This is a genomic window from Amycolatopsis sp. NPDC114504 (assembly GCF_055633595.1).
Genome location: NZ_JBVKDU010000001.1, coordinates 1,686,030 through 1,709,614, shown reverse-complemented (window position 1 = coordinate 1,709,614; position 23,585 = coordinate 1,686,030). Strand labels below are relative to the sequence as shown.

Below are 23,585 nucleotides of genomic sequence, written 5' to 3'. Positions count from 1 at the left end.
CGAATGGCACGTCGAAGACGGCTGGGGGGTCGGGGTGCACTACTCGATGGTCGAGGCCCCGCCGCACGCCTTCCGGCAGCTGACCGTGGGCGCCGACGTCGAGTTCACCGCCGAGCGCGCCGAGCAGGACGGCTTCCACTGGCGCGCGGTGTGGGTCAGGGAATGAGCAGCAGCTTGCCGGTGGTCCGTCGGCCCTGAAGGTCCTCGTGGGCCTTGCGGGCGTCGGCCAAGGGGTACCTGCCGCCGATGCGGACGGTGAGGTCGCCCGCGAGGACCGCGTCGAACAGCTCCTTCGACCGCCAGTCGATCTCCTCGCGGCTGCGCGTGTAGTGCGCCGACGTCGGGCGGGTCAGGTACAGCGAGCCGCCGGAGTTGAGGCGCTGCGGGTCGATCGGCGGGACCGGGCCGCTGGACGCGCCGAACAGCGCCAGCAGGCCGCGGACCTTGAGGCTGGCCAGGCTGCCGTCGAACGTGTCCTTGCCGACGCCGTCGTACACGACGTCGACGCCGTCGCCGCCGGTCAGCTCGCGGGTGATCTTGGCGAAGTCGTCGCGGTCGTAGCGGATCACCTCGTCGGCGCCGGCCTCGCGGGCGAGCTTCTCCTTCTCCTCGGTCGACACCGTGCCGATGACGCGGGCGCCGCGCGCCTTCGCCAGCTGCACCAGCAGCAGGCCGACGCCGCCCGCGGCCGCGTGCACCAGCACGTCGTGGCCCGCCTTGACCTCGAACGTCGAGGCGACCAGGTAGTGCGCGGTCATACCCTGCAGCATGGTCGCGGCGGCCGTCTCGAGAGAGACACCTTCGGGTACCTTCACGGCGATCTCCGCCGGCACGATCTTGCGCGCGGCGTAGCTGCCGAGGGAGCCCTGCCAGGCGACGCGGTCACCGGCCTCGAACCCGGTGCCGGGCGCGGCCTCGACGACCGTGCCCGCGCCTTCGAGGCCGAGCACGAACGGCAGGTCGATCGGGTAGATGCCCTGGCGCTGGTAGGTGTCGATGTAGTTGACGCCGGCCGCGGCGACGTCGACCAGCAGTTCGCCGGCCTCCGGGGCGCGGACGTCCACTTCGGCCGCTTCGAGCACTTCCGGGCCGCCGGTCTTCGTCACCTGCACTGCGGTGGGCATGCGTCCTCCTGGGGTCGGGTTCCTCCCAGGCACAACTATGGCCGACGCCACGCTGTTCCGCGTTCCGGCGGCCGGTTGGGTACGGTTCGGGACGTGGAAGAGACTGTTTCGCCCACCAGCGCGCAGCTGGGCGCGGCCCGCAAGTTCGTGAAGGCGCACGGCAAGCCGTCCCGCGCGGTGGTGGAGAACATCGGCCGCGCGGGCGCCCGCGTGGTGCTGATCGGAGCCGACGGCGCGCTCGGTGACGTCGTGGTCCCCAGCGTCGAGACGGGCTCGGCCCTGATCGAGGCGGTCGAGGACCTCTCCCCGGCAACGTGGGACGCGGAGACGGTGAAGGCCACGAAGATCGGCCCGGAGCACCGCCGCAAGATGGCGGGCCGGTGAAGCGCACAGCAATCCTGGTCGGCTGCGCAGAGCTCCCCTCGGGCGACGGCGACGACGACGCGGTGGTGCCGGCCCTGGAGTCACTGGGATTCTCGGTGTCGTGGGCGGCATGGGACTCTCCGGCCGATTTCTCCTCGGCGGACGCGGTGATCCTCCGCGCGACGTGGGATTATCCTTCGCGGCGTCCGGAGTTCCTCGCGTGGTGCGAGTCGGTCCCATCGCTGTACAACCCGGCGGCGGTGGTCCGGTGGAACACGGACAAGTCGTACCTCGCGGAGCTGCTCGACGCGGGTGTCGCGGTGGTCCCGACAACGCTGGTTTCTCCGGGCGACACGGCTCGTTTTCCATCGTCGGACTTCGTGGTGAAGCCCTCGGTGGGCGCGGGTTCCCGTGGGGCGGCCCGGTTCGCGGCCGGAGCGGACGCTTCGGCGCACGTGGCTTCTTTGCACGCCGACGGCCACACGGCGCTGATCCAGCCGTATCAGTCCAGTGTGGACACTTCTGGTGAGTTGGCTTTGGTTTACCTGGGCGGGTTCTACTCGCACGCGTTCACCAAGGGTGCGATGCTGGGGTCCGAAATGGATTCGTCGGGGCTGTACCTTGCCGAGTCGTTGGCCGCGGCCTCGCCGCCTGCTGATGCGGTGGCTTTGGCGGAGGACGTGCTGGACACGGCGTCGGCTTTGCTGGGGATCTTGCGTGCCGAGTTGTTGTACGCGCGGGTGGATGTGGTGCGGGGTTCGGATGGGAAGCCGTTGTTGCTGGAGCTGGAGCTGACGGAGCCGTCGTTGGGGTTCCGCCAGACGGATCCGTCGGCGGCGCTGCGGTTCGCCTCGGCGGTGCGGCAGCAGCTGGCGTAGTCACCGGGACGCCCGCTGCGCGGCCGCCAGCGCCAAGGCGACGATCGCGCCGATCGTGGTCACGGCCAGCGAGCCGGTGATCACATAAAGCCCGCCGATGCCGGTCAACCCGGCTTTGATCAATTTGCGTAGGCCCCGGGAATCGTCCTGGTGATCCGAAGTTCGAACGTGCTTTCCATTGCTCACTGTACTACCCCTCTCTATGGTGTACTAGTGCACTTCGGTTCAGCGTGGCTGGTGGGAGCGGGGAACGGAAATGATCTTTGGTGATGCGGAGATATTTCTGCTTGTCGGACTTTCTCGCGCGTTTTCGATCTTTGTGGGCGATCTTTCCGAAGCGGAGGGGGCGCGGTGGCAGCGCAGCTGAATCGGGAACGCATCGAGGAATCGCCCGAGAAGGCTGCGCTGGGATCGCTGGCCAGGCGCCGGGATGGAGACCCGCTCGGTGCTCTCCGGCGCGCGGCCGAATCTTCGTCGGGCGGTTCCGGCACCTCGCTCGGCTGCCTCCTCGGCCCGACTGCGTCGGTGCCGGCGGCGACGCCGGAACTGCGCGCGTGGGCGATCTGGGGACTCATCGTCGACGAGATCGGGAAGCTGGGCTCAGTGGTGGAACCGCGCGAGCACTTCGTCCTGCTGGCCGCGTTCCGGCTTCCGCCGGTGCCGGACGGCAGCGCGAACTGGGCAGTGAAACTCGGTGATCGATTCGGTCAGCTGGCCGAGGTTCGCGGTCTCTTCGGCGAACGGAAACCGCTGTCGAACACACCGATGAACAAAGCCTGGGCGGGCGCGCTCGGAATGCTCGGCGCTGCCGTGGCGTGCAAGCTGAAGCACCTCAAGGGCGAAGATTGGCTGCCCTACGTGGACATCGGGCGCTTGGCCATGACCGGAACGCCTCGTGATGAGGGGGACGCCGAGGAATTCCGCGCTCCGTCGGAAGGCGCACAGCCGGCGTTCGTCGAGCGGATGACCGTCACCGTGGTCATGCATCGGCGAACGGCGGCGCGGCGCCTCACCGAGCGGGACGTCGTCGCTCGTAAGGACGGCCTCGACGGCTACGACGTCTATGCGGAGACGGGCTGGACCGGGAACCTCGTCGAACTTCCCGTCAAGGCGCTGTGGAACTGCCGGCTCGCCGCCACACCCGGCGAGCGCCCCGGCGATCCGGTTCTGGTCAGGCTGCGCTTCCGGCGGAAGCTGCGGCGCGGCGAGTCCTACAGCTTCGTATCCGAAGCGGTGGACGGGAACCTCGACGAAGAGCGCAGGTGGATCAGCGTCAAGGTGGATCACCACGGTGTGGCGCGAGGCGGCCTGACCATCCGCGTGAACTTCGACGAAGAGTGCCTACCCGAAGTCTGCTGGTGGTACGCGGAGCAGTTGGAGGTCGAAAGGCTGAGACGTCCGCCGGCGAGCGATCCGCGCCTGCTCGAAGTCGGTGACGGGTTCGTCCAGCACACCTTCGAGGGGTGCTGCCATCCGCGTGAAGAGTACGGGATCGCTTTCCGGTGGCCGGAAACGCGAAAATGAAGCCACATCGCGCCGATGTGGCGTCATTCCCTTCCCTGGAGAGAGTCGACCGGCGTACTTGCCGGGTCAGTTACCGGTGTTGCCGCCGCCTTCGCCGCCACCGGCGTGCTGGTGGTGCTGCACGCGCTCTCTCCCTCTATGTACTTGCCGGACGCAGACTACGGTCTGCGAGAACAGTTTACCGTGCGTAAATAGCGGGGTGGAACTCAGACCCGCTTCGCCGCAATGCGCTCGGCCCGCGGCCACCTGACATCAGTTGCCCAGCCGAGCTGCTCAAAAGTCCGGATCACCCGCGCCGAAACGTCGACCTGCCCCCGCAACACCCCGTGCCGCGCACAAGTCGGATCCGCGTGATGCGAGTTGTGCCAACTCTCGCCCATCGACAGGATCGCCAGCGGCCAGAAGTTCGCCGCCTTGTCGCGCGATGCGAACGGCCTTTCCCCGATCAGGTGGCAGATCGAGTTCACCGACCACGACACGTGGTGCAGGAACGCGATCCGCACCAGCCCGGCCCAGAAGAACGCCGTCACGACGCCCCACCACGACCACGACAGCAGCCCACCCAGCGCGGCCGGCAGGGCCAGGCTCAGGGTGATCCACAGCCAGAAGTACCGGTTGACCACCCGCAGATCGTCGTCCGCCACCAGGTCCGGGGCGAAGCGGTCCGCGTTGGTCACCTCGCGGGAAAACATCCAGCCCATGTGCGCGTGCCAGAAGCCGCGCAGCAGGGCCGATGGTGATGTGCCGAACAGCCACGGCGAGTGCGGGTCGCCCTCGCGGTCGGCGAACGCGTGGTGCCTGCGGTGGCTCGCCACCCAGAAGATCACCGAACCCTGCACCGCCATGCTGCCCGCGATCGCCAGCACCACCCGCAGGGGACGCGACGCCTTGAACGCGCCGTGCGTGAAGTAGCGGTGGAAGCCGACCGTCACGCCGAGGGTCGCGAACACGTAGAACACCGCCGCGAGGATCAGGTCGATCCAGCTCATGCCCCAGCCCCACACCAGCGGGACCGCGACGAGGAGTGCCGCGAACGGCACCAGCAGGAACGTCTTCAGCACGAGCATCTCGCCGGTCCCCCGGCGGTGGGAGATGATCGGCTTGGGCGCGGAGCGCGTCGTCATGCGCAGACCCTATGCGGTGCGAGTTAAGGCGGTGTGACCGGCGGTTGCTCAGGCGGTGGCGAGTTCCTTAGGGGCCGCCGTCAGCGAGACGACCGGGCCGCGGTCGCGGCTGCCGATCCACAGGGACGCCGTCGCGATGATCACCGCCATCGCGCCGAGGACGTGGAACGACACCATCGCCTCCGGCACGCCCAGCGCGTACTGCAGCGAGCCGAGCCCGCCCTGCGCCAGCGCGATCACCCAGACCCAGATGTAGCGCTGCCACAGCCCCTTCGGCGCGCCGATGCGCATCAGCTGGAGGCCGAACACCGCGAGCAGCAGCATGTAGAGCACCAGCAGTCCGCCGTGGACCTGGGCGAGCGTCTCGACCGGGACGGCCAGGCGGTGCGTGTTGATGTCGCCGCTGTGCGGGCCGGCGCCGGTGACCGTCGTGCCCGCCGCGAGCACCAGCCACATCACCACGGCCAGCGCGACCAGGATCGACCGGTTGGGGACCAGCGAGCGCGCGGGCTCGTCGCCTTCGCGGAACGCGCGCAGCAGCAGGACCGCGAGCCAGACGAGGGGAGTGGTGGCGAGGAAGTGGATCGCGACGGTCCACCACTCGAGCTTGGCGAGCACGGTCATCCCGCCGACGACGGCCTGCAGCACGACGCCGCCGGGCATCGTCCAGGCCAGCTTGACCAGGCGGGTGCGGCTCGGGTGGTCGATCTGCACGCGCCACGCCGTGATGACGGCGACCGCGGCGACGGCGATGACGACGCCGGTCAGCATCCGGTTGCTGAACTCGATCCACTGGTTGAGCGCGTGGATGCCGGGGTGGTCGACCGGGACCAGGCTGCCGGCGACGCACTGCGGCCAGGTCGGGCAGCCGAGGCCGGAGCCGGTGACGCGCACGATGGAGCCGGTGACGCCGATCAGCGCCTGCGCGAGGACCGCGGCGATCCCGACGGCCCGCTGCACGGCGGCGGAGGGGTACGGCAGGCGGGCGACGAGGCTGGTGAACGGCACCCATCGATGGTAGAGCGCGCGGAAATACGGCTTTCGGCAGGTCCCGGCGCCCAGAGTGACCGGAAGTGCGCAAGGGACCTAGGTCACTCGGTTTTCTTCGCCTTCTTCTGGAAGAGGCCCATCGACTGCGCGATGACCGCCCCGAAGCCCAGCACGGCCAGGGGAACCGTCCGGATCCAGAACGCTCCCGCGTCCACCTTCACCAGGAGGATGATTGCGCCGATCGCCACCACGAGCAGGAGCAGCATGATCAAGAAGACGCGGGTTTTCGAAACCATGTGAAGCAGCCCCCTGGGGTCCGGATGCGAATCCGGATGACCTTTTCAGGACGGCGCGCGGTCCGTGAGGTCACTTCTACCCGTGCTGATCGGACTCAGGTGAGCTTGGTCGTCCGCGAAGCCAGTGCTCCCGCGAGTACCGCCCACACCGCCAGCACCGCCATCGGCCCCGGCGCGAAAGCCCCGTCCACCAGCGCCGCGCGCATCCCCTCCGCCAAAGCACCCGACGGCAGCAGCTCCACCACGCGAGCCAGCCCCGACGGCAACGCAGACGGCGCCAGCAGGATCCCGCCCGCCAGCAACAACACGAACCACACGATGTTCGCCAACGCCAGCACGGCCTCGGCCCGCAAAGCCCCGCCCAAAAGCACGCCCAGCGCCCCGAACGCCAGCGTCCCCAACACCAGCAGCACCACCGCCGAAGCGAGTCCGGCCGGAGAAGGTGACCACCCCAGGAACGCCGCCACCACGCCGATGATCACCGACTGCAGCACGACCACCACCAGCGCGGCCATCAAACGACCGGCCACCAGCAGCCACCGCGGCAACGCCGTCGCCGACAGGCGCTTCAGTACCCCGTAACGCCTATCAAACCCCAGGGCGATCGCCTGGCCGGTGAATGCCGAGGACATCACCGCCAGCGCCAGGATGCGGGGCGTGATCCAGTCCACTTTGGACGTCGAGCCGAGCTGGGAGGCCGGCAGGATGTCCAGCAGTGACAACCCGATCAGCAACGCCAGCGGGATGAGCAGCGTCAACAGCACCTGCTCGCCGTGGCGCAACGTCAGGCTCGCCTCGACCCGCGCGTGCGTGCGCAGCATCCGGCCCAGCGACCCCCGTCCGGGTGCCGGGACGAATACACCGGGCTCGAACACGCTCATGCCCGCAGCTCCCGCCCGGTCAGCTCCAGGAAGACTTCCTCGAGCGTCCGCTTGCCGACCTGCAGCTCCTCCGGCAGCACGCCCTGCTGCGCGCACCACGCCGTGACCGTCGACACGACCTGTGGGTCGACCGACCCCACCACGACGTACGTGCCCGGTGCCGACTCGCGCACCGCGTACCCCTCCGGGAGCGCCGCCGTCAGCAACGCCGTGTCCAACCGCGTGCGGGCCTTGAACCGGAGGCCCGCGTTGCCGCTTTCGTCGATCGTCAAGGACTGGGGCGCTCCGGAGACGACCACCTTGCCGTGGTCCACGATCACCACCGTGTCGGCCAGCGCTTCGGCCTCCTCCATCAGGTGCGTGGTCAGCAGCACCGAGACGCCGTCGCGGCGCAACGCGCCCAGGAGGTCCCACACCAGGCGCCGGGCCTGGGGATCCATGCCCGCGGTCGGCTCGTCGAGGAACACCAGCTCCGGGCGCCCGACCAGCGCGCACGCCAGGGAAAGCCGCTGCTGCTGGCCGCCGGACAGGCGCTTGAACGGCGTCCGCCGGACCGTCGTCAGCCCGAGGATGTCCAGCAGCCAGGCCGGGTCCAGCGGGGAGGCCGCGCAGGAGGCGACCAGGCCGAGCATCTCGTCGGCGCGGACGCCGGGGTAGGCGCCGCCGCCCTGGGGCATGATGCCGACGCGGGGGCGCAGCGCGGCCGATTCACGGACCGGATCGAGTCCCAAAACCCGGACAGAACCCGCGTCAGGCTTGATGAAGCCTTCGCAGACCTCGACGGTGGTGGTCTTGCCGGCCCCGTTCGGGCCGAGCAGGGCGAGCAGGCTGCCGCGCTCCATCCGCAGGTCGAGACCGTCGACCGCGCGGGTGGAGCCGTAGCTTTTGACCAGCCCGGTGATCTCGACGGCGGGGGCACTCACATCGGGTCACGATACGGCGTCGGCCCGCGCGGGCACCCGCGGGGACGGCCTGGAGAGCAGGACGGGCGCGAGCCGCCGCACGATCAGCATCCCGCCGCCGCACACCACGATCGCCGCGACGTAGGCGAACGGGAGCACGTACGGGCGGCCGTCGAACGTGCTGCCGGTCGGCGGCAGCAGGAACGGCAGGGCGGCGGACACGACCGCCGCGGCCACCCGGAACCGGGACGTCCCGGCCGCGGCCGCCAGCGGGATCACCGCCCAGAGCAGGTACCAGGGCTGCAGGTTGATCTGCAGGATCATCACCGCGCCGAGGGAGACGCCGAGGCCGATGATCGGCCGGTAGCGCCACTTGAAGCTGTCCCACAGGAACTTGACCGTGATGGCGACCGCGACCAGGTAGCCGAGCGCGCCGAGGATCGGCACCAGCCCGTTGGTGTGGTTGCCCAGCCCGAGGGCGATGCCGAGGACCCCGGAGAGGTTGGCCAGCTCGGCGGTGGGGGAGATCCACGACCGGACGAGACCCGGCGTGTTGAACGTCGCACCCACCCAGCCGAACCCGAGCCCGCTGCCGAAGCACACGGCGGTCAGCACCACGCCGAACCACGCCGCCATCGGCGCCCCGGCCAGGAACAGGTCCTTCAGCCGGCCGTGCCAGCGGCGCGCGACCATCACCGCGAAGAACGGCAGCGCGAACACCGCGGGGACCTTCACCGCGACGCCGAGCGTGATGATCGCCACGCCGAGCCCGATGTAGAGCAGCTCGCCGCGGGCCAGCGGTGGTGGCGTGTCGCCCTTCACCCGGATCGGCAGCTTGCGGATACCGACCTCCAGCCCGGCCAGCATCAGGCCGATGGCGAGCGCGTCGTTGTGGGCGCCGGCGACGAAGTGGAAGATCAGCAGCGGGTTCAGGGCGCCGAGCCACAGCGCGGTCGCGGGCTGGACGCCGAAGCGGCGGGCCAGCCGGGGCAGCGCCCAGACGATGAGGACCACGCCGGCCAGGGCGAGCACGCGCTGCAGGAGGACGCCCATGGCGATGCTGTTGCCGGACAGCGGCGCGAGCCAGCCGCCGAGGCGCAGCACCAGCGGCCCGTACGGGGCCGGCGTCTCGCGCCACATGTTCGACACGCCCGCGGTGAACGGGTCGGCGACGCCGAGGGCCTGCGCCGGGCCGAGGACGTAGGGGTCCATGCCGCGGTGCACGATCTCGCTCTGCGCGAGGTAGCTGTAGACGTCGCGGGAGAACAGCGGCGGGATGACCAGCAGCGGCAGCACCCACAGCGCGATCGTGCGCGCGAGCTGGCCCTGCGAGGCGAGCCGGGCGCGGTCGGGCCGGGCGAACTTCCCGAGCATCAGCCAGCTGAGCACGAGGATGCCCATCCCGGAGATCGCGATGGCCAGCGACACCGTCGGGATCCGGGTGAACAGCCGCAGCACCGGGATCTCCTGCACCGGGTTGATCACCGGGGCGGCGCCGGCGCCGAGGGAGCCGAGGGCGAGGAAGAGCGACCCGATCGTGCCGAAGCGGCGCACGACGTTGAGCCCGCGCTGCTCGTCGGCTTCGAGGGGGAGGGGTTCGAGGGGCCGGACGGGTGAGAGCGTCACGGGGTGGGCGTCCTCGGTCGCGAGCACCGTCGCCTGCTGGTCCTGTTCACCCACTGCCACGGGTGCAGGGTATCGGGGCCGCCGTCGAGTGAGTCGGGTCACTGCCGGACACCCCGCCTTTGCGGGTCATCCGGAAATAAGACACACTTGTGTTGTGAAAAAGACGGAGGCGGGTGACGAGGCGGGCGGCGACCTGGCGCGCGCCGGGCTCCCCGTCGTCCCGTCGCAGGTCAGCGCCGAGGGCAAGACCCGGCACGAGGTCGCCCGGGTACTCCTGGAACAGGGTCCCATGACCGCCGTCGTGGTCGCCGAGCAGCTCGGGATCAGCCCCACGGCCGTCCGTCGGCACCTGGACGCGCTTCTCGCGGACGGCGAAGCCGAGACCCGGGACGCGTCGCGGCGCGGACCCCGGGGCCGGGGCCGTCCGGCCAAGCTCTTCCTGCTGACCGAGGCCGGCCGCGCCCGGTTCGGGCACGCCTACGACGACCTGGCCGTCTCCGCCATCCGCTTCCTCGCCGAGCACGCGGGTGAGGACGCCGTCCGCGCCTTCGCCGAGCAGCGCATCGAGAAGCTCGTCGGGCCGCACCGCTCCGCGATCACCGGATCGAGTGATCCGGCGGCGCGCGCGGAGGCCTTGGCGACCGCGCTGACCAGGGAGGGCTACGCTGCGTCGACCCGTCAGGTCGGTGCTCCGGCACCGGGCCAGAACGTCGGCGCGCAGCTCTGCCAGCACCACTGTCCGGTCGCCCACGTGGCCGCGGAGTTCCCGCAGCTCTGCGAGGCCGAGACGGAGGCATTCGCGCAGCTGCTGGGCACCCACGTCCAGCGGCTGGCGACCATCGCACGCGGTGACTCCGCGTGCACCACCCACGTACCCGCTTCGGCGGGTCCGCCGGCCCATCCCGAGCCGGTCAGAACGGTGCCCTCAGGGCGCACAGCACGGATCCCGAATGGAGGGAAACCCGCATGACTGCCGCTGCCGAGCAGCGCACTCCCACCACCGCGCCACTGAGCCAGGAAGAGACCATCGAGTCCCTTGGCAAGTACGCGTTCGGCTGGGCCGACTCCGACGAAGCGGGCGCCAGCGCCCGTCGCGGGCTGAACGAAGATGTCGTCACCGACATCTCCGGGAAGAAGTCCGAGCCGGAGTGGATGCGCGAAGCGCGACTGAAGGCGCTCAAGCTCTTCGAGAAGAAGCCCATGCCCAACTGGGGGGCCGACCTCTCCGGGATCGACTTCGACAACATCAAGTACTTCGTCCGCTCCAGCGAGAAGCAGGCTGCGAGCTGGGAAGACCTTCCCGAGGACATCAAGAACACGTACGACAAGCTCGGCATCCCCGAGGCGGAGAAGCAGCGCCTCGTCGCCGGTGTCGCGGCCCAGTACGAGTCCGAGGTCGTCTACCACTCGATCCGCGAGGACCTCGAGGCCCAGGGCGTGCTCTTCCTGGACACCGACACGGCGCTCAAGGAGCAGCCGGAGCTGTTCGAGGAGTACTTCGGCTCGGTCATCCCGGCCGGCGACAACAAGTTCTCCGCGCTGAACACGGCGGTCTGGTCCGGCGGCTCGTTCATCTACGTGCCGAAGGGCGTGCACGTGGACATCCCGCTGCAGGCCTACTTCCGGATCAACACCGAGAACATGGGCCAGTTCGAGCGCACCCTGATCATCGTCGACGAAGGTGCGTACGTGCACTACGTCGAGGGCTGCACGGCGCCGATCTACCAGTCCGACTCGCTGCACTCGGCGGTCGTGGAGATCATCGTCAAGAAGGGCGCCCGCTGCCGTTACACGACCATCCAGAACTGGTCGAACAACGTCTACAACCTGGTCACCAAGCGCGCCAAGTGCGAAGAGGGCGCGACCATGGAATGGATCGACGGCAACATCGGTTCCAAGGTGACCATGAAGTACCCGTCGGTCTTCCTCATGGGCGAGCACGCCAAGGGTGAGGTCCTCTCGGTCGCGTTCGCGGGCGAGGGCCAGCACCAGGACGCGGGCGCCAAGATGGAGCACCTCGCGCCGTACACCTCCTCGACGATCGTGTCGAAGTCGGTGGCGCGCGGCGGCGGCCGCACCTCGTACCGCGGCCTGGTCCGCGTGGCGAAGCGCGCGCACCACTCGCGCTCCAGCGTCGTCTGCGACGCCCTGCTGGTGGACACGATCTCGCGCTCGGACACGTACCCGTACGTGGACATCCGCAACGACGAGGTGTCCATGGGCCACGAGGCCACGGTGTCGAAGGTCAGCGAAGAGCAGCTGTTCTACCTGATGTCGCGCGGTCTCGACGAGGCCGAGGCGATGGCGATGATCGTGCGCGGGTTCGTCGAGCCCATCGCGCGTGAGCTGCCGATGGAGTACGCGCTCGAGCTGAACCGCCTGATCGAGCTCCAGATGGAAGGGTCCGTCGGCTAGTCATGTCGGTTACCGAGAACAACGTTTCCGAGGCTCTTCGCGAGGGGGCGGTCATTCCGGCCGCCTCCCGCGCGGAGCGCTTCACCTCCTACGACGTCGAGGCCTTCGAGGTCCCGGGCGGCCGTGAGGAGAACTGGCGCTTCACGCCGATGAAGCGGCTGCGCGGCCTGCACGACGGCAGCGCGCCCGCCACCGGCGAGATCACGCTGGAAGCCGACGCCGCCCCCGAACTGACCATCGAGACCGTCGGCCGCGACGACTCGCGCCTGGGCCAGGCCGGCGTGCCGAGCGACCGCATCGCCGCGCAGGCCTACTCCTCGTTCACCAAGGCCACCGTCGTGACGGTGCCCAAGGAGACGAAGGCGTCCAAGCCGTCGGTGCTGCGCATCCACGGTCCTGGTGTCGACAAGGTCGCCTACGGGCACCTGCAGGTCCGCGCCGAGGCGTTCGCCGAAGCCGTGGTCGTGCTCGACCACGTCGGCTCCGGCACCTACGCCGACAACGTCGAGTTCGTCATCGGCGACGGCGCCAAGGTCACCGTGGTCAGCGTCCAGGACTGGGCCGACGACGCGGTGCACGTCTCCGAGCAGCACCTGAAGCTGGGCCGCGACGCCGCGCTGCGGCACACCGTGATCACCCTGGGCGGTGACCTGGTCCGCGTCTCGCCGACGGCGACCTTCACCGACAAGGGCGGCGACGTCGACATGCTCGGCGTCTACTTCGCCGACGGCGGCCAGCACCAGGAGCACCGCCTCTTCGTCGACCACGCGGTGCCCAACTGCAAGTCGCGCGTGGGCTACAAGGGCGCGCTGCAGGGCGAGGGCGCGCACACGGTCTGGATCGGCGACGTGCTGATCCGCGCCGCGGCCGAGTCGACCGACACCTACGAGTTCAACCGCAACCTCGTGCTCACGCCCGGGGCCCGCGCGGACTCCGTGCCGAACCTCGAGATCGAGACCGGTGAGATCGAAGGCGCCGGCCACGCGAGCGCGACGGGAAGGTTCGACGACGAGCAGTTGTTCTACCTCCAGTCGCGCGGGATCGCCGAAGAAGCCGCTCGACGCTTGGTCGTGCGCGGGTTCTTCCACGAGATCCTGGTGAAGATCGACGTCCCCGAGGTGCGCGAGCGCCTCGAAGCCGCGATCGAGGCCGAGCTCGAAGCCGTTGGCGCCTGACGCCGTCCACCGCAGACTTTAGGAAACGAAGAATGGCTACCCTGGAAATCAAGGACCTGCACGCCTCGGTCGACACCGACGAAGGCGCCAAGGAGATCCTCAAGGGCGTGAACCTGACGATCAAGTCGGGCGAGACCCACGCGATCATGGGCCCGAACGGCTCCGGCAAGTCCACCCTGTCCTACGCGATCGCCGGCCACCCCAAGTACCAGGTGACCTCCGGCGAGGTGCTCCTCGACGGCGAGAACGTCCTCGAGATGAGCGTCGACGAGCGCGCCCGCGCCGGCCTGTTCCTGGCCATGCAGTACCCGGTCGAGGTCCCCGGCGTCTCCATGTCCAACTTCCTCCGCACCGCGGCCACCGCGGTCCGTGGCGAGGCCCCCAAGCTGCGCCACTGGGTCAAGGAGGTCAAGGAGGAGATGGGCAAGCTCGAGATCTCGCAGGAGTTCGCCGAGCGCTCGGTCAACGAGGGCTTCTCCGGCGGCGAGAAGAAGCGCCACGAGATCCTGCAGCTGGCGCTGCTCAAGCCGAAGTTCGCCATCCTCGACGAGACCGACTCCGGCCTCGACGTCGACGCCCTGCGCGTCGTGTCGGACGGCGTGAACGCGTACAAGGCTTCGAGCGAGGTCGGCGTCATGCTGATCACGCACTACACCCGGATCCTGCGGCACATCACGCCGGACTTCGTGCACGTCTTCGCCGGCGGCAAGATCGTCGAGTCGGGCGGCAAGGAGCTGGCGGACGAGCTGGAGGAGAACGGCTACGTCAAGTACGTCGGCAAGCCCGAGCCGGCCGCGCTCTGACGCTTTTCCCAGTACTACACCGAGAACGAGAGGAGTCGGCCCGATGACCACCACCTCGGCCAGCTCTGTGCCACTGGACGTGGCGGCCCTGAGGGCCGACTTCCCCATCTTGTCGCGCACCGTCCGCGACGGGAAACCCTTGGTGTACCTGGACTCCGGGGCGACGTCCCAACGTCCGCAGCAGGTGTTCGACGCGGAACGTGACTACGTCTTCACGTCGAACGCCGCCGTCCACCGCGGCGCGCACCAGCTGTCCGAAGAGGCCACCGACGCCTACGAGTCCGCACGCGCGAAGATCGCCGAGTTCGTCGGCGCCGACCCCGAAGAGCTGGTGTTCACCAAGAACGCCACCGAGGGCATCAACCTCGTCGCGTACTCGATGAGCAACGCCGCCACCGCCGGTCCCGAAGCCGCGCGCTTCGTCGTGGGCCCGGGTGACGAGATCGTCATCACCGAGATGGAGCACCACGCGAACCTCGTGCCGTGGCAGCAGCTGTGCCAGCGCACCGGGGCGACGCTGAAGTGGTTCAAGGTGACCTCCGACGGTCGTCTCGATCTGTCCGATGTGGACGAGCTCATCACCGAGCGCACCAAGGTCGTGGCGTTCGCGCACCAGTCGAACGTGCTCGGCACGGTCAACCCCGTGTCGCTGCTCGTCGAGAAGGCCAAGGCCGTCGGCGCGCTGACCGTGCTCGACGCCTGCCAGTCGGTGCCGCACTTCCCGGTCGACTTCCACGCTCTCGGCGTCGACTTCGCGGTGTTCTCCGGCCACAAGATGCTCGGCCCGTCCGGCATCGGTGTCCTCTACGGACGCACCGAGCTGCTGTCGGTCATGCCGCCGTTCCTCACCGGCGGGTCGATGATCGAGATGGTCCGCATGGAGGGCTCGACCTTCGCGCCGCCGCCGCAGCGGTTCGAGGCCGGCGTGCCGATGACGTCGCAGGCCATCGGCCTCGGCGCGGCCGTCGACTACCTCTCGGCCATCGGCATGGACCGCATCGCGGCCCACGAACACGAGCTGGCCGCGGCCGCGCTCGAAGGCGTCGGCGCGATCCCGGGTGTCCGGATCATCGGGCCGACCGACCTGAAGGACCGCGGCGCGACCGTGTCGTTCATGATCGACGGCGTGCACCCGCACGACGCCGGCCAGGTGCTCGACAGCCTCGGCATCGCCGTCCGCGTCGGCCACCACTGCGCGTGGCCGCTGCACCGCGCGTGCGGCGCCCAGGCGACCGTGCGCGCGTCGTTCTACCTTTACAACACGCTGTCCGAAGTGGACGCCCTGGTCGCGGGGGTCCGTGAGGCCCAGAAGTTCTTCGGGGTGGCCCAGTGAACCTGGAGAGCATGTACCAGGAGATCATCCTGGACCACTACAAGAACCCGCACGGGCGCGGCCTGCGCGACCCGTTCGACGCCGAGTCGTTCCAGGTCAACCCGACCTGCGGCGACGAGGTGACGCTGCGGGTCAAGGTGGACGACGGGAAGGTCGCCGACGTCTCCTACGACGGCCAGGGCTGCTCCATCAGCCAGGCCTCGACGTCGGTCTTGACGGATCTCGTCGTCGGCCACACCCTTGAGGAGGCGTTCACCACCATGGACGCCTTCGTGGAACTGATGCAGGGCAAGGGAAAGATCGAGCCGGACGAGGACGTGCTGGAGGACGGGATCGCCTTCGCGGGCGTTGCCAAGTACCCGGCCCGCGTCAAGTGCGCCCTCCTCGGCTGGATGGCTTTCAAGGACGCCGTCGCCCGGACCACCAGTGGAGCTGAGAAAGCATGACCGAAGACACCGCCACCGAGGCTCGCGAGGGCCGGACCGCCGCCGACCTCGACGCCGAGACCACGGCGACGCAGGACCTCGACCTCGCCAAGCTCGAGGACGTCGAGGAAGCCATGCGCGACGTCGTCGACCCGGAGCTCGGCATCAACGTCGTCGACCTGGGCCTGGTCTACGACATCCGCGTCGAGCAGGACAACACGGCGACCATCGACATGACGCTCACCTCGGCGGCCTGCCCGCTGACCGACGTCATCGAGGACCAGACGTCGGCCGCGCTGACGTCCGGCGGCCTGGTCAAGGACTTCCGGATCAACTGGGTCTGGATGCCGCCGTGGGGCCCGGAGAAGATCACCGAGGACGGCCGCGAGCAGCTGCGCGCCCTCGGCTTCACCGTCTGACGGTCTTTTCATCGAGCGGGTCACCCTCCGGGGTGGCCCGCTTTTTGTATAACGACTTATACCGCGCGTGCCACGCCAGCGCGTACAGGACGAGCGTGGTGAGGAAACCGCTGCCGGCGCCGGTGACCGCCAGGTAGGTCGCGTTGCCGGCCACCCCCGCGCGGGTCATCGCGTCGTGGTGGGCGAGGAACGGCAGCACTTCCGCCAGGACGCCGGCCAGGGCGCCCGCGGCCAGGACCGTGACCACGGGCTTGCGGTGGCGGGTGCCTTCCGGCGCCGGGCGGGTGGGCGCGGTGCGGTACCAGCGCACGAGCCACCAGACCAGGATCGCGGCCCCGGCGATCGTACTGACCAGCTGGATCAGGCGTCCGACGTCGACCCCGGTGACGAGCGGGGTCCGCAGGAACGCGAACCCGTCGTTCTCGTGGGTGAAGGCGTCCCAGCCGACGTGCGTGGCGGCGCCGAGGACCAGCGACAGCGCGATCCAGCCCGGCCGCTTCCAGCCGAAGTCGCGGGGGAGCCGTTCGGTCAGCGGCCGGGGCGCGAGTGCCAGGAGCGGCCGCTTCAGCACGACTTGGAACACGGCCAGCAGGACCAGGGCGATCAGGGGGTCGAGCCAGAGCACCGAGACGAGTTCGTGGGTCTTGGTGAGGCCGACGCCGGGCAGCCGCGGCACGAACCAGAAGACGTCCGGAGCCACCGAACCGGCGACGAGCGCGGACGGCACCAGCGGTCGTCTCACCAGCGGCAGCACGGCGGCGGGATGACTCAGCGTGAACGGCACCGGGCTAGTATCCCGGGGTGGTCCTGCGGTCGATCCTCCTGTTCCTGGCCGCGGCCGTCTGCGAGATCGGCGGCGCGTGGCTGATCTGGCAGGGCGTCCGCGAGCACCGCGGCTGGCTCTGGATCGGTGGTGGCCTGGTGGCGCTGGGCCTGTACGGCTTCGTGGCGACGCTCCAGCCCGACGCCCACTTCGGCCGCATCCTCGCGGCGTACGGCGGCGTGTTCGTGGCGGGCTCGCTGGCCTGGGGCGTGGTCGCGGACGGTTACCTCCCGGACCGCTATGACGTGCTCGGCGCGGTGCTGTGCCTGGGCGGGGTCGCGGTGATCATGTACGCACCCCGCTCCGGGTGATCCGTAACGTTCTCCCGCCGCGGTCGATACACCGGTGCACTCGTCATGGGGGGAACGTATGCGCCAGCTTGTCCTGCTTCCGGCCGTCCTGATAGCCGGGTCCATCTCCGTCCTCGCGGCTCCGGCGGCTTCGGCCGCGGACGGGTTCGTGCCGTCCGCCACCGTCGCCCGGGCTTCCTGGGGGTACGTCGAAGCCGCGACGCCGACCGTCTCGCACCCGGGTGGCACGGGCGCCGCCCCGGTCGGCACCACGCCGCGCGGCGCGACGGCCGCCCGGTCGTTCTTCGCCTTCGACGTCGCCCGGTTCAAGGGAACGCACGTCGTCTCGGCCGCCGTCGCGGCGAAGGAGACGCGTGCCGCGGACTGCGGCAAGCGCTCGCTCGAGCTGTGGCGCACCGCGCCCTTCACCTCGCGCTCGTCGTGGCTGAAGCCGCCCGCGGAGCTGGAACGTCTTGCCACCGCGGGGAAACCGGCATCGGGCTGTGTCGTCGCGGACGCCCGGTTCGACGTCACCGCCGCCCTCTCGGCGGCGGCCGCGCGGGGCGACTCGACGCTGACGCTCGAGCTGCGGGTCCCGGCCGTGCAGGAGTTCGACCCGCGCTACGCCCGGGACTTCGCCGGCGACGTCGCGCTGCAGGTCGGCTACAACGGCGCGCCCGCCGCGCCCACGGCACTCGAGAACAACGACACGGCCTGCACCCCCGAGGCGCCCGGCCGCTACCTCAACCCGAACTACCGCGACTTCACCCCGTCGGTCGTCATGAGCGGGCACTTCACCGACCCGGACGAGGGCGACGGACTGACCGCGCGTTACGAGCTGTGGCCGGTCGACCAGCCGTCGGCGCGGCGAGAGCTCGAAGCTCCGGTCTACGAAGGCGGATCGGGCTCGGTGCTGGTGAAGAGCGAGGAGCTCACCGAAGGCACCACGTACGGCTGGCGCGTCCGGGGTGACGACGGCACGGACGTCTCGCCGTGGAGCACCACCTGCTACTTCACCGTCGACCGCGTCGTGCCGAACGCGCCCACCGTCACCTCCGACGTCTACCGGACCGACGTGTCCGGCGCGCAGGGTGACGTCGGCGTGCCGGGGCACTTCACCTTCAGCACCAGCGGTTCCGACGACGTCGTCGGCTACGAGTACTCGATCGCGACCGGCGGCTGGACCGACCCGAAGACCGTCGCGCCGGAGCACCCGGGCGGCCCGGTGACGGTCACCTGGACCCCGACGGACTCGGGCTGGACCTACATCTACGCCTACGCGATCGACCGTGCGGGCAACCGCTCGCAGACGCTGTCGACGGGCTTCTACGTCCGCGAGTCGCGGCCCGACGTCTGGTCGGTGCGGTACCCGCAGGGCTGGACCACCCTCGACGGCGGCGTCGGGATCCCGGGTGTCTTCACGTTCTCGCCGATGCAGCTGGAAAACGTCGTCGAGTACCAGTACCGGCTCGACGACGGCCCGACCCTGACCGTGCCCGCGGGTGCCGACGGCAAGGGCGCCGCGACCATCACCCCGCCGAGCGGCGGGTTCCACGACGTGTTCGTGCGGAGCAAGGGCGCGTCGGGGCGCGTGTCGGCGGAGCGGGGTTACCGGTTCCAGGTCGACGACATGCCGACGGTCACCGGCGCGGACGGCGTGATCCCGCTCGGCGCGCCGCGGACCATGACCTTCGCGCCGCGCGCGGCCGGCGTCACGTCGTACGACTACGCGTTCATCCTCAACGGCGGTTCGCCGGGGGAGTACCGGTCGGTGCCCGCCGGTCCGGACGGCACGGCCACCATCACGTGGACGCCCGATCGCACCGACTACATCCTGCTGCGGATCCGCAGCCACAGCGGGCCGGCCGCGCAGACCCTCGAGCGGTCCGTGTACCTGACCGTCGACGGCGCCGCGCCGAAGGTGACGATCACCGGCGGCGCGCACCCGGGCGAGGCCGCCGAGGCGGTGTTCAGCAGCAAGGTGCCGGGCGTCGCGAAGTACGAGTACTCGATCGGATCCGAACTCCCGCGCACCATCGCGGCTCGCGCCGACGGCACCGCCGCGATCACCTGGGTCCCGGCCACCGGCGGCTGGCAGACCGTCCGGGCCCAGGCGGTCACGGCGAGCGGGATCACCACCGACCCGGGCTACGGCTCCGTCTTCGTCCACGACGAGCCGGAGATCACCTCGGCGGACTTCCCGCGGGACGGCACCACCGCCGGTCACCCCGGCCGGTTCGCCCTGGTGGCCCACCAGCCGGGTGCGGTCGACTTCGTCTACTACCTGGCGGGTCAGGAGGTGACCGTCCCGGTCGGCCCGGACGGCCGCGCGTCCTTCGACTGGACCCCGCCGGGCTACGACAGCTACCAGCTCTCCGTCCGGACCCGGGATGCCGCGGGGACGCTTTCGACGGAGTCGAGCTACTCGTTCTCGGTGTTCAGCCAAGCGATCATCGCCTCCGACGACTACCCCGAAGGGAAGTTCAGCGGGGGGCCGGGGGTGCCGGGGACGTTCCGGTTCTCGTCGGCGTCGGACACGGTGTCGAGCTACAGCTACACCTTCTCGGGCCACTCCGAGAACGAGAGCGGGACGGTCGCGGCGGGTCCGGACGGCCGGGCGACGCTGACGTGGACGCCGAAGCAGCCGGGCTACTACTCGCTGACCGTCTCCCACCGCTACCGCGACGGCGGGTACAACACCCAGCGCTCCTACTCGTTCTTCGTGAAGGAAGGTTCGTCGTCGTGACCGAGGTGTCCGCGCCGCCGGCCGCGTCCCGGCGCCGGGCGCTGCCGCTGGTCCTCGCGATGGCGGCCGTCATGCTGCTCGGCATCGGGGCCGGCGCCTACGGCGTGGGCACGATGCTGCTCGGCTACCGGTCGTACGTGACGCCGGGCGGGGCGATGAGTCCCACGCTGCAGTCCGGCGGCCGCGTCGTGGTCCGCGACCGGGACGGCGAGGAGGTGCACCGCGGGGACGTGATCCTGTTCGACCGGCTGGCTTTCGAGCGGGGCGACGAGCCGGGCGGGAGCGTCTTCCGGGTCGTCGGGGTGGCCGGCGACGCGGTCGCGTGCTGCACCGACGGCAAGCTGACCGTCAACGACAAGGCGATCGCGGAGACCTACCTCAGCACCGGCCCGGACGCGCAGGACCCGGTGGCGACGACCACCTTCTCCGTGCGGGTGCCGCCGGGCGCGGTCTTCGTCTCCGGGGACAACCGGGGCAACGCCGACGACTCCCGGTTCCGCGGCGTCGTCCAGCTGTCCGGGGTCAGCGGGTTCGTGGTCGCGACCGGCACCTCGGTCACGCCGAAGCCGCTGCCGGCCGTCACGGCGTTCACCGACGCGGGCCTGCCGGGCGCGCCCCTGGGCGACTCGACGCTGGGCACGCTGCGGTGGTGGATCGCCGGCGGCGTGGTGCTCTTCATCGCCGGGGTCATCGGGCTGTTCGTGACCGTCGTCCGGAGCGCCGGAAGACGACGAAGAGCAGCCGCAGTCCCACCAGTGCGCTGACCACCAGCAGGTTGTAGCCGAACACCTGGTGCAGGGTCAGGTCCGCGGCGATGCGCGGGCCGCCCGTGCCGGTCAGCAGGAGCACGGCCATGAGCCCGGTCGCCGCGCCGACGAAGGCCAGCAGGACCTCGTGCACCAGGCTCGTGACGACGTCGCGGTCGCGCTCGTCGGAGAACAGCCGGACGTTCACCGACAGCCGGCCCTCCTCCAGGGCCGCGCCGATGCGGTCGACGCGGCGGGGGATGCGGCGCAGCACCGGCAGCAGCGCCATGACCTCGGTGAGCGCGGTGTGGCGCAGTGAGTCCGGCCGCAGCCGGGCGCCGACCTGCTCGACGGCGAACGCGCGCGACTCGGCCACGACGTCGAACGCGGGATCCAGCGCGGCCAGGGTGCCCTCCACCGTCGCGAGCGCCCGGAACACCGCGGCGACCGGCGGCGGCACGCTCAGCCGGAAGTCCGCGACCACCCGGAACAGCCCGGTGAACAGGTCGAGCCCGGCGGCGCGGCCGGGCCCGAAGTGCCGGGCGACCAAGGCGCCGAGAGCACGTTCGAGGCGCTGCTCGTCGATGTCGTCCGTGCGGTCGACGATCTCCAGGAGGCCGTCGCGCAGGGCGGCCGGGTCGCCGCGGTCCAGAGCCAGGACCAGGTTCTGCAGGCCGCCGCGCAGTCCGGCGTCGAGCCGGCCGACCGAGCCGAAGTCCAGCAGCCCCAGGCGGCCGTCGGCGAGCACCATGAGGTTGCCCGGGTGCGGGTCGGCGTGGAAGACACCGCCGATCATCACCTGGTCGAGCAGGCAGCGCAGGAGTGACCGCGCGAGCCGTTTGCGGTCGGCCGCCGGTGCGGTCTCCAGCGGCTTGCCGTCCAACCGGGACATGACGAGGACGCGCTCCGTGGACAGTGCTTTGTGGACGGTGGGCAGGACGACGTCCGGGCACGAAGTCGCGGTCACGGCGGTGATGTTGCGGGCTTCGATGGTGAAGTCGAGCTCCTCGGTGAGCGCTTCGGCGAACCCGTCGGCGAGTTCGGCGACCCCGAGCGAGCGGGCCCAGTCCGCGCGTTCTTCCAGTGCCGCGGCGACGCGCCGGACGATGTCGATGTCGCGTTCGGCCTGCTCCCGCACGCCCGGGCGCTGGACCTTGACGACGACGTCCTCGCCACCGCGCAGCTTCGCCCGGTAGACCTGCGCGACCGACGCGGCGGCCAGGGGTTCCGGGTCGAACTCGGCGAAGACGTCGTCGGGCGAGCCGCCGAGCTCCTCGGTCAGCACGGCCCACACGGCGTCGGCTTTCGCGGGCGCGACCCGGTCCTGCAGCTTGCCGAGCTCGTCGACGAACACCGGGGGCAGCAGGTCCGCGCGCGTCGAAAGCAGCTGGCCGAGCTTCACGAACGTCACGCCGCCCTCTTCGAGCGCCTGGCGCAGCGAGCGGGCGAGCTTGGCGTGCCGCCCGGGCGCGAGATCGGGGTCGCGGCGGCCGGCGAGGTAGCGGCCGAGGCCGTGCTTGATGGCGATCCGGCTGATCCGGGAGTACCGGCGGGCGCGCCGGACCTTGGTGAGCAGCGAGCGCGGCCGGAACCCACCGGGGAAGGCCATCTCGGCGACCAGGAGGAAGATCAGCGTCGCGAGGAAAGCGCTGCCCGCCAACGGGATCAGCAAGCCGATGGCCGCGCCGCCGTGGTGCAGCAGGGAAACCGGGAACGCCTGGCCGATGCCACCCGCGACGAGCCAGCCGAACCCGGCGCCGCACAGCGCGGGGACGGCGCCGATCCGGACGCCGAGCACCCGCCGCGACGCGACCACCAGCGGCCACAGCACGAGCGCGTACAGGGGGAGGGTCAGCAGGCCCAGCAAGACGTCCATGCCGCCGAGCAGACCACGCGGGCCGGGCCGGACGGCTCCTGCGGCGGCGGGACGGGGCTCCCTCCCGCGAGGGAACTACTTTCGGCCGTGGCCCCGTTCGTCCGTGGACTTCTAACCTGACCGCGCGAACCACGGTGAAGTGTTCTCTAAACCGGACGAAGGAGACACGATGAACGGACGCGCGATCGGCCGGATCGTGGCGGTGGCCACGGCACTCGCGGCCCCGCTGGGCCTGGGGCTCGCGGTCGCCCCCGCCGCCTCGGCGGCCGCGGTCACGACGCTGTACTACAGCTCGTCGGGCGCGCCGGACTACCTCGCCCAGATCGACCAGGGCGCGGCCAACTGGAACGCCGCGGTCACCGACGTGAAGCTGGTCAAGCGCACTTCGGGCGCGACGATCAAGTTCCACGAGATCCACAGCGGCGGCTCATACACGAACACGAACGGCCACGGCCGCGGCGACATCTACCTGGACACGAGCCAGGTGGCGGAGGGCTTCGACCCGACCCGCATCGCGGCGCACGAGCTGGGCCACAACCTGGGCCTGCCGGACCACTACACGGGCCCGTGCACGGAGCTGATGTCCGGCCACGGCCCGGGGACGGCGTGCAAGAACGCGAAGCCGTCCGCGGCGGAGGCGGCGAAGGTGCAGTCCTTGTGGGTGAACGGCTTCGCTGCTTCGGAGGCTGCGTCCCGGAACGTCGCCTAGCCGCCCGGTGCCGGTCGTGGGGGGGGAAAAGGGGGGGAAAAACGTTTCCCCCCCCCCACCCCCGCTTCACTGCGAGGGGGGGGGGGGCGGCGGGGCCGCCTTCGAAAACCGACCCGT

General features: G+C 70.4%; 24 protein-coding genes. 15 read left to right on the top strand and 9 right to left on the bottom strand.

Going from position 1 to position 23,585, the window contains the following annotated elements; translation table 11 throughout:
• The first annotated feature begins 34 nt into the window (after nucleotides 1-34).
• Nucleotides 35-166, top strand: a complete 132-nt coding sequence (locus ACZ7PG_RS07920) for a hypothetical protein (RefSeq protein WP_470238337.1) — start codon at nucleotides 35-37, stop codon at nucleotides 164-166.
• Here the strand turns inward: ACZ7PG_RS07920 and ACZ7PG_RS07915 are convergent.
• On the bottom strand, nucleotides 156-1,124 hold the full coding sequence (locus ACZ7PG_RS07915) for a quinone oxidoreductase family protein (RefSeq protein ID WP_470238336.1): 969 nt from the start codon (nucleotides 1,122-1,124) through the stop codon (nucleotides 156-158). The genes ACZ7PG_RS07920 and ACZ7PG_RS07915 overlap by 11 nt on opposite strands.
• A gap of 93 nt (nucleotides 1,125-1,217) precedes the next feature.
• Between ACZ7PG_RS07915 and ACZ7PG_RS07910 the strand changes: the two genes are divergently transcribed.
• From ACZ7PG_RS07910 to ACZ7PG_RS07900, 3 genes are all read left to right on the top strand, one after another.
• Entirely contained in the window at nucleotides 1,218-1,508 is a 291-nt protein-coding gene (locus ACZ7PG_RS07910; RefSeq protein ID WP_470238335.1) for a hypothetical protein, read from the top strand.
• Entirely contained in the window at nucleotides 1,505-2,365 is an 861-nt protein-coding gene (locus ACZ7PG_RS07905; RefSeq protein ID WP_470238334.1) for an ATP-grasp domain-containing protein, read from the top strand. Before ACZ7PG_RS07910 ends, ACZ7PG_RS07905 begins: the two co-directional genes overlap by 4 nt.
• Nucleotides 2,366-2,716: 351 nt before the next feature.
• Nucleotides 2,717-3,889 (top strand): hypothetical protein, encoded by a 1,173-nt coding sequence (locus tag ACZ7PG_RS07900; protein WP_470238333.1) that lies wholly within the window; start codon nucleotides 2,717-2,719, stop codon nucleotides 3,887-3,889.
• A gap of 206 nt (nucleotides 3,890-4,095) precedes the next feature.
• Here ACZ7PG_RS07900 and ACZ7PG_RS07895 read toward each other — a convergent pair whose 3' ends face one another.
• The 6 genes from ACZ7PG_RS07895 to mptB form a co-directional block, all read right to left on the bottom strand.
• On the bottom strand, nucleotides 4,096-5,013 hold the full coding sequence (locus ACZ7PG_RS07895; protein WP_470238332.1) for an acyl-CoA desaturase: 918 nt from the start codon (nucleotides 5,011-5,013) through the stop codon (nucleotides 4,096-4,098).
• Between the two features lie 48 nt (nucleotides 5,014-5,061).
• On the bottom strand, nucleotides 5,062-6,021 hold the full coding sequence (locus ACZ7PG_RS07890; protein ID WP_470238331.1) for a COX15/CtaA family protein: 960 nt from the start codon (nucleotides 6,019-6,021) through the stop codon (nucleotides 5,062-5,064).
• Between the two features lie 83 nt (nucleotides 6,022-6,104).
• A complete protein-coding gene (locus ACZ7PG_RS07885) occupies nucleotides 6,105-6,299 on the bottom strand; it encodes a hypothetical protein (RefSeq protein ID WP_360471800.1) in 195 nt (64 codons plus the stop codon).
• Between the two features lie 95 nt (nucleotides 6,300-6,394).
• On the bottom strand, nucleotides 6,395-7,180 hold the full coding sequence (locus ACZ7PG_RS07880) for an ABC transporter permease (RefSeq protein WP_470238330.1): 786 nt from the start codon (nucleotides 7,178-7,180) through the stop codon (nucleotides 6,395-6,397).
• Nucleotides 7,177-8,103 carry an ABC transporter ATP-binding protein gene (locus ACZ7PG_RS07875; protein WP_470238329.1) on the bottom strand — a complete coding sequence of 309 codons (927 nt, stop codon included), beginning with the start codon at nucleotides 8,101-8,103 and terminating at the stop codon, nucleotides 7,177-7,179. Before ACZ7PG_RS07875 ends, ACZ7PG_RS07880 begins: the two co-directional genes overlap by 4 nt.
• Nucleotides 8,104-8,109: 6 nt before the next feature.
• The gene (gene mptB / locus ACZ7PG_RS07870) at nucleotides 8,110-9,762 is read right to left on the bottom strand and encodes a polyprenol phosphomannose-dependent alpha 1,6 mannosyltransferase MptB (protein WP_470239007.1); all 1,653 of its coding nucleotides are present in this window, start codon (nucleotides 9,760-9,762) and stop codon (nucleotides 8,110-8,112) included.
• 100 nt (nucleotides 9,763-9,862) lie between these two features.
• Between mptB and ACZ7PG_RS07865 the strand changes: the two genes are divergently transcribed.
• Genes ACZ7PG_RS07865 through ACZ7PG_RS07835 form a run of 7 tightly spaced genes read left to right on the top strand, consistent with a single transcriptional unit; the run spans nucleotide 9,863 to nucleotide 16,278 of the window.
• Entirely contained in the window at nucleotides 9,863-10,678 is an 816-nt protein-coding gene (locus ACZ7PG_RS07865) for a helix-turn-helix transcriptional regulator (protein WP_470238328.1), read from the top strand.
• Nucleotides 10,675-12,123, top strand: coding sequence for a Fe-S cluster assembly protein SufB (sufB, locus tag ACZ7PG_RS07860; RefSeq protein ID WP_470238327.1), 1,449 nt, complete (start codon nucleotides 10,675-10,677; stop codon nucleotides 12,121-12,123). Before ACZ7PG_RS07865 ends, sufB begins: the two co-directional genes overlap by 4 nt.
• Nucleotides 12,124-12,125: 2 nt before the next feature.
• Nucleotides 12,126-13,298: a Fe-S cluster assembly protein SufD gene (gene sufD / locus ACZ7PG_RS07855; RefSeq protein WP_470238326.1), complete on the top strand. Its 1,173-nt coding sequence runs from the start codon at nucleotides 12,126-12,128 to the stop codon at nucleotides 13,296-13,298.
• A 32-nt stretch (nucleotides 13,299-13,330) separates the two neighbouring features.
• Nucleotides 13,331-14,101 carry a Fe-S cluster assembly ATPase SufC gene (gene sufC, locus ACZ7PG_RS07850; protein ID WP_363997928.1) on the top strand — a complete coding sequence of 257 codons (771 nt, stop codon included), beginning with the start codon at nucleotides 13,331-13,333 and terminating at the stop codon, nucleotides 14,099-14,101.
• Nucleotides 14,102-14,144: 43 nt separating this feature from the next.
• Nucleotides 14,145-15,434 (top strand): cysteine desulfurase, encoded by a 1,290-nt coding sequence (locus ACZ7PG_RS07845; protein WP_470238325.1) that lies wholly within the window; start codon nucleotides 14,145-14,147, stop codon nucleotides 15,432-15,434.
• Nucleotides 15,431-15,880, top strand: coding sequence for a Fe-S cluster assembly sulfur transfer protein SufU (sufU, locus tag ACZ7PG_RS07840; protein ID WP_285483014.1), 450 nt, complete (start codon nucleotides 15,431-15,433; stop codon nucleotides 15,878-15,880). Before ACZ7PG_RS07845 ends, sufU begins: the two co-directional genes overlap by 4 nt.
• Nucleotides 15,877-16,278 (top strand): metal-sulfur cluster assembly factor, encoded by a 402-nt coding sequence (locus ACZ7PG_RS07835; protein ID WP_284747199.1) that lies wholly within the window; start codon nucleotides 15,877-15,879, stop codon nucleotides 16,276-16,278. The genes sufU and ACZ7PG_RS07835 overlap by 4 nt, the downstream gene beginning before the upstream one ends.
• On the opposite strand, the gene ACZ7PG_RS07830 is transcribed toward ACZ7PG_RS07835, so the two are convergent.
• Entirely contained in the window at nucleotides 16,268-17,062 is a 795-nt protein-coding gene (locus ACZ7PG_RS07830; protein WP_470238324.1) for a DUF4184 family protein, read from the bottom strand. The two genes, ACZ7PG_RS07835 and ACZ7PG_RS07830, sit on opposite strands and share 11 nt — an antisense overlap.
• Nucleotides 17,063-17,079: 17 nt before the next feature.
• Here ACZ7PG_RS07830 and ACZ7PG_RS07825 point away from each other — a divergent pair, with 17 nt between their 5' ends.
• The 3 genes from ACZ7PG_RS07825 to lepB are packed head-to-tail and all read left to right on the top strand — an operon-like array spanning nucleotide 17,080 to nucleotide 20,901.
• Entirely contained in the window at nucleotides 17,080-17,412 is a 333-nt protein-coding gene (locus tag ACZ7PG_RS07825) for a YnfA family protein (RefSeq protein ID WP_470238323.1), read from the top strand.
• A gap of 58 nt (nucleotides 17,413-17,470) precedes the next feature.
• Nucleotides 17,471-20,137, top strand: a complete 2,667-nt coding sequence (locus ACZ7PG_RS07820) for an RHS repeat domain-containing protein (protein ID WP_470238322.1) — start codon at nucleotides 17,471-17,473, stop codon at nucleotides 20,135-20,137.
• Nucleotides 20,134-20,901 carry a signal peptidase I gene (gene lepB, locus ACZ7PG_RS07815; protein ID WP_470238321.1) on the top strand — a complete coding sequence of 256 codons (768 nt, stop codon included), beginning with the start codon at nucleotides 20,134-20,136 and terminating at the stop codon, nucleotides 20,899-20,901. The genes ACZ7PG_RS07820 and lepB overlap by 4 nt, the downstream gene beginning before the upstream one ends.
• On the opposite strand, the gene ACZ7PG_RS07810 is transcribed toward lepB, so the two are convergent.
• Nucleotides 20,825-22,759, bottom strand: coding sequence for an ABC1 kinase family protein (locus tag ACZ7PG_RS07810; RefSeq protein ID WP_470238320.1), 1,935 nt, complete (start codon nucleotides 22,757-22,759; stop codon nucleotides 20,825-20,827). The two genes, lepB and ACZ7PG_RS07810, sit on opposite strands and share 77 nt — an antisense overlap.
• A gap of 169 nt (nucleotides 22,760-22,928) precedes the next feature.
• Between ACZ7PG_RS07810 and ACZ7PG_RS07805 the strand changes: the two genes are divergently transcribed.
• Complete coding sequence (locus ACZ7PG_RS07805) at nucleotides 22,929-23,468, top strand: snapalysin family zinc-dependent metalloprotease (RefSeq protein WP_470238319.1); 540 nt, start codon at nucleotides 22,929-22,931, stop codon at nucleotides 23,466-23,468.
• The last annotated feature ends 117 nt before the right edge of the window (nucleotides 23,469-23,585 follow it).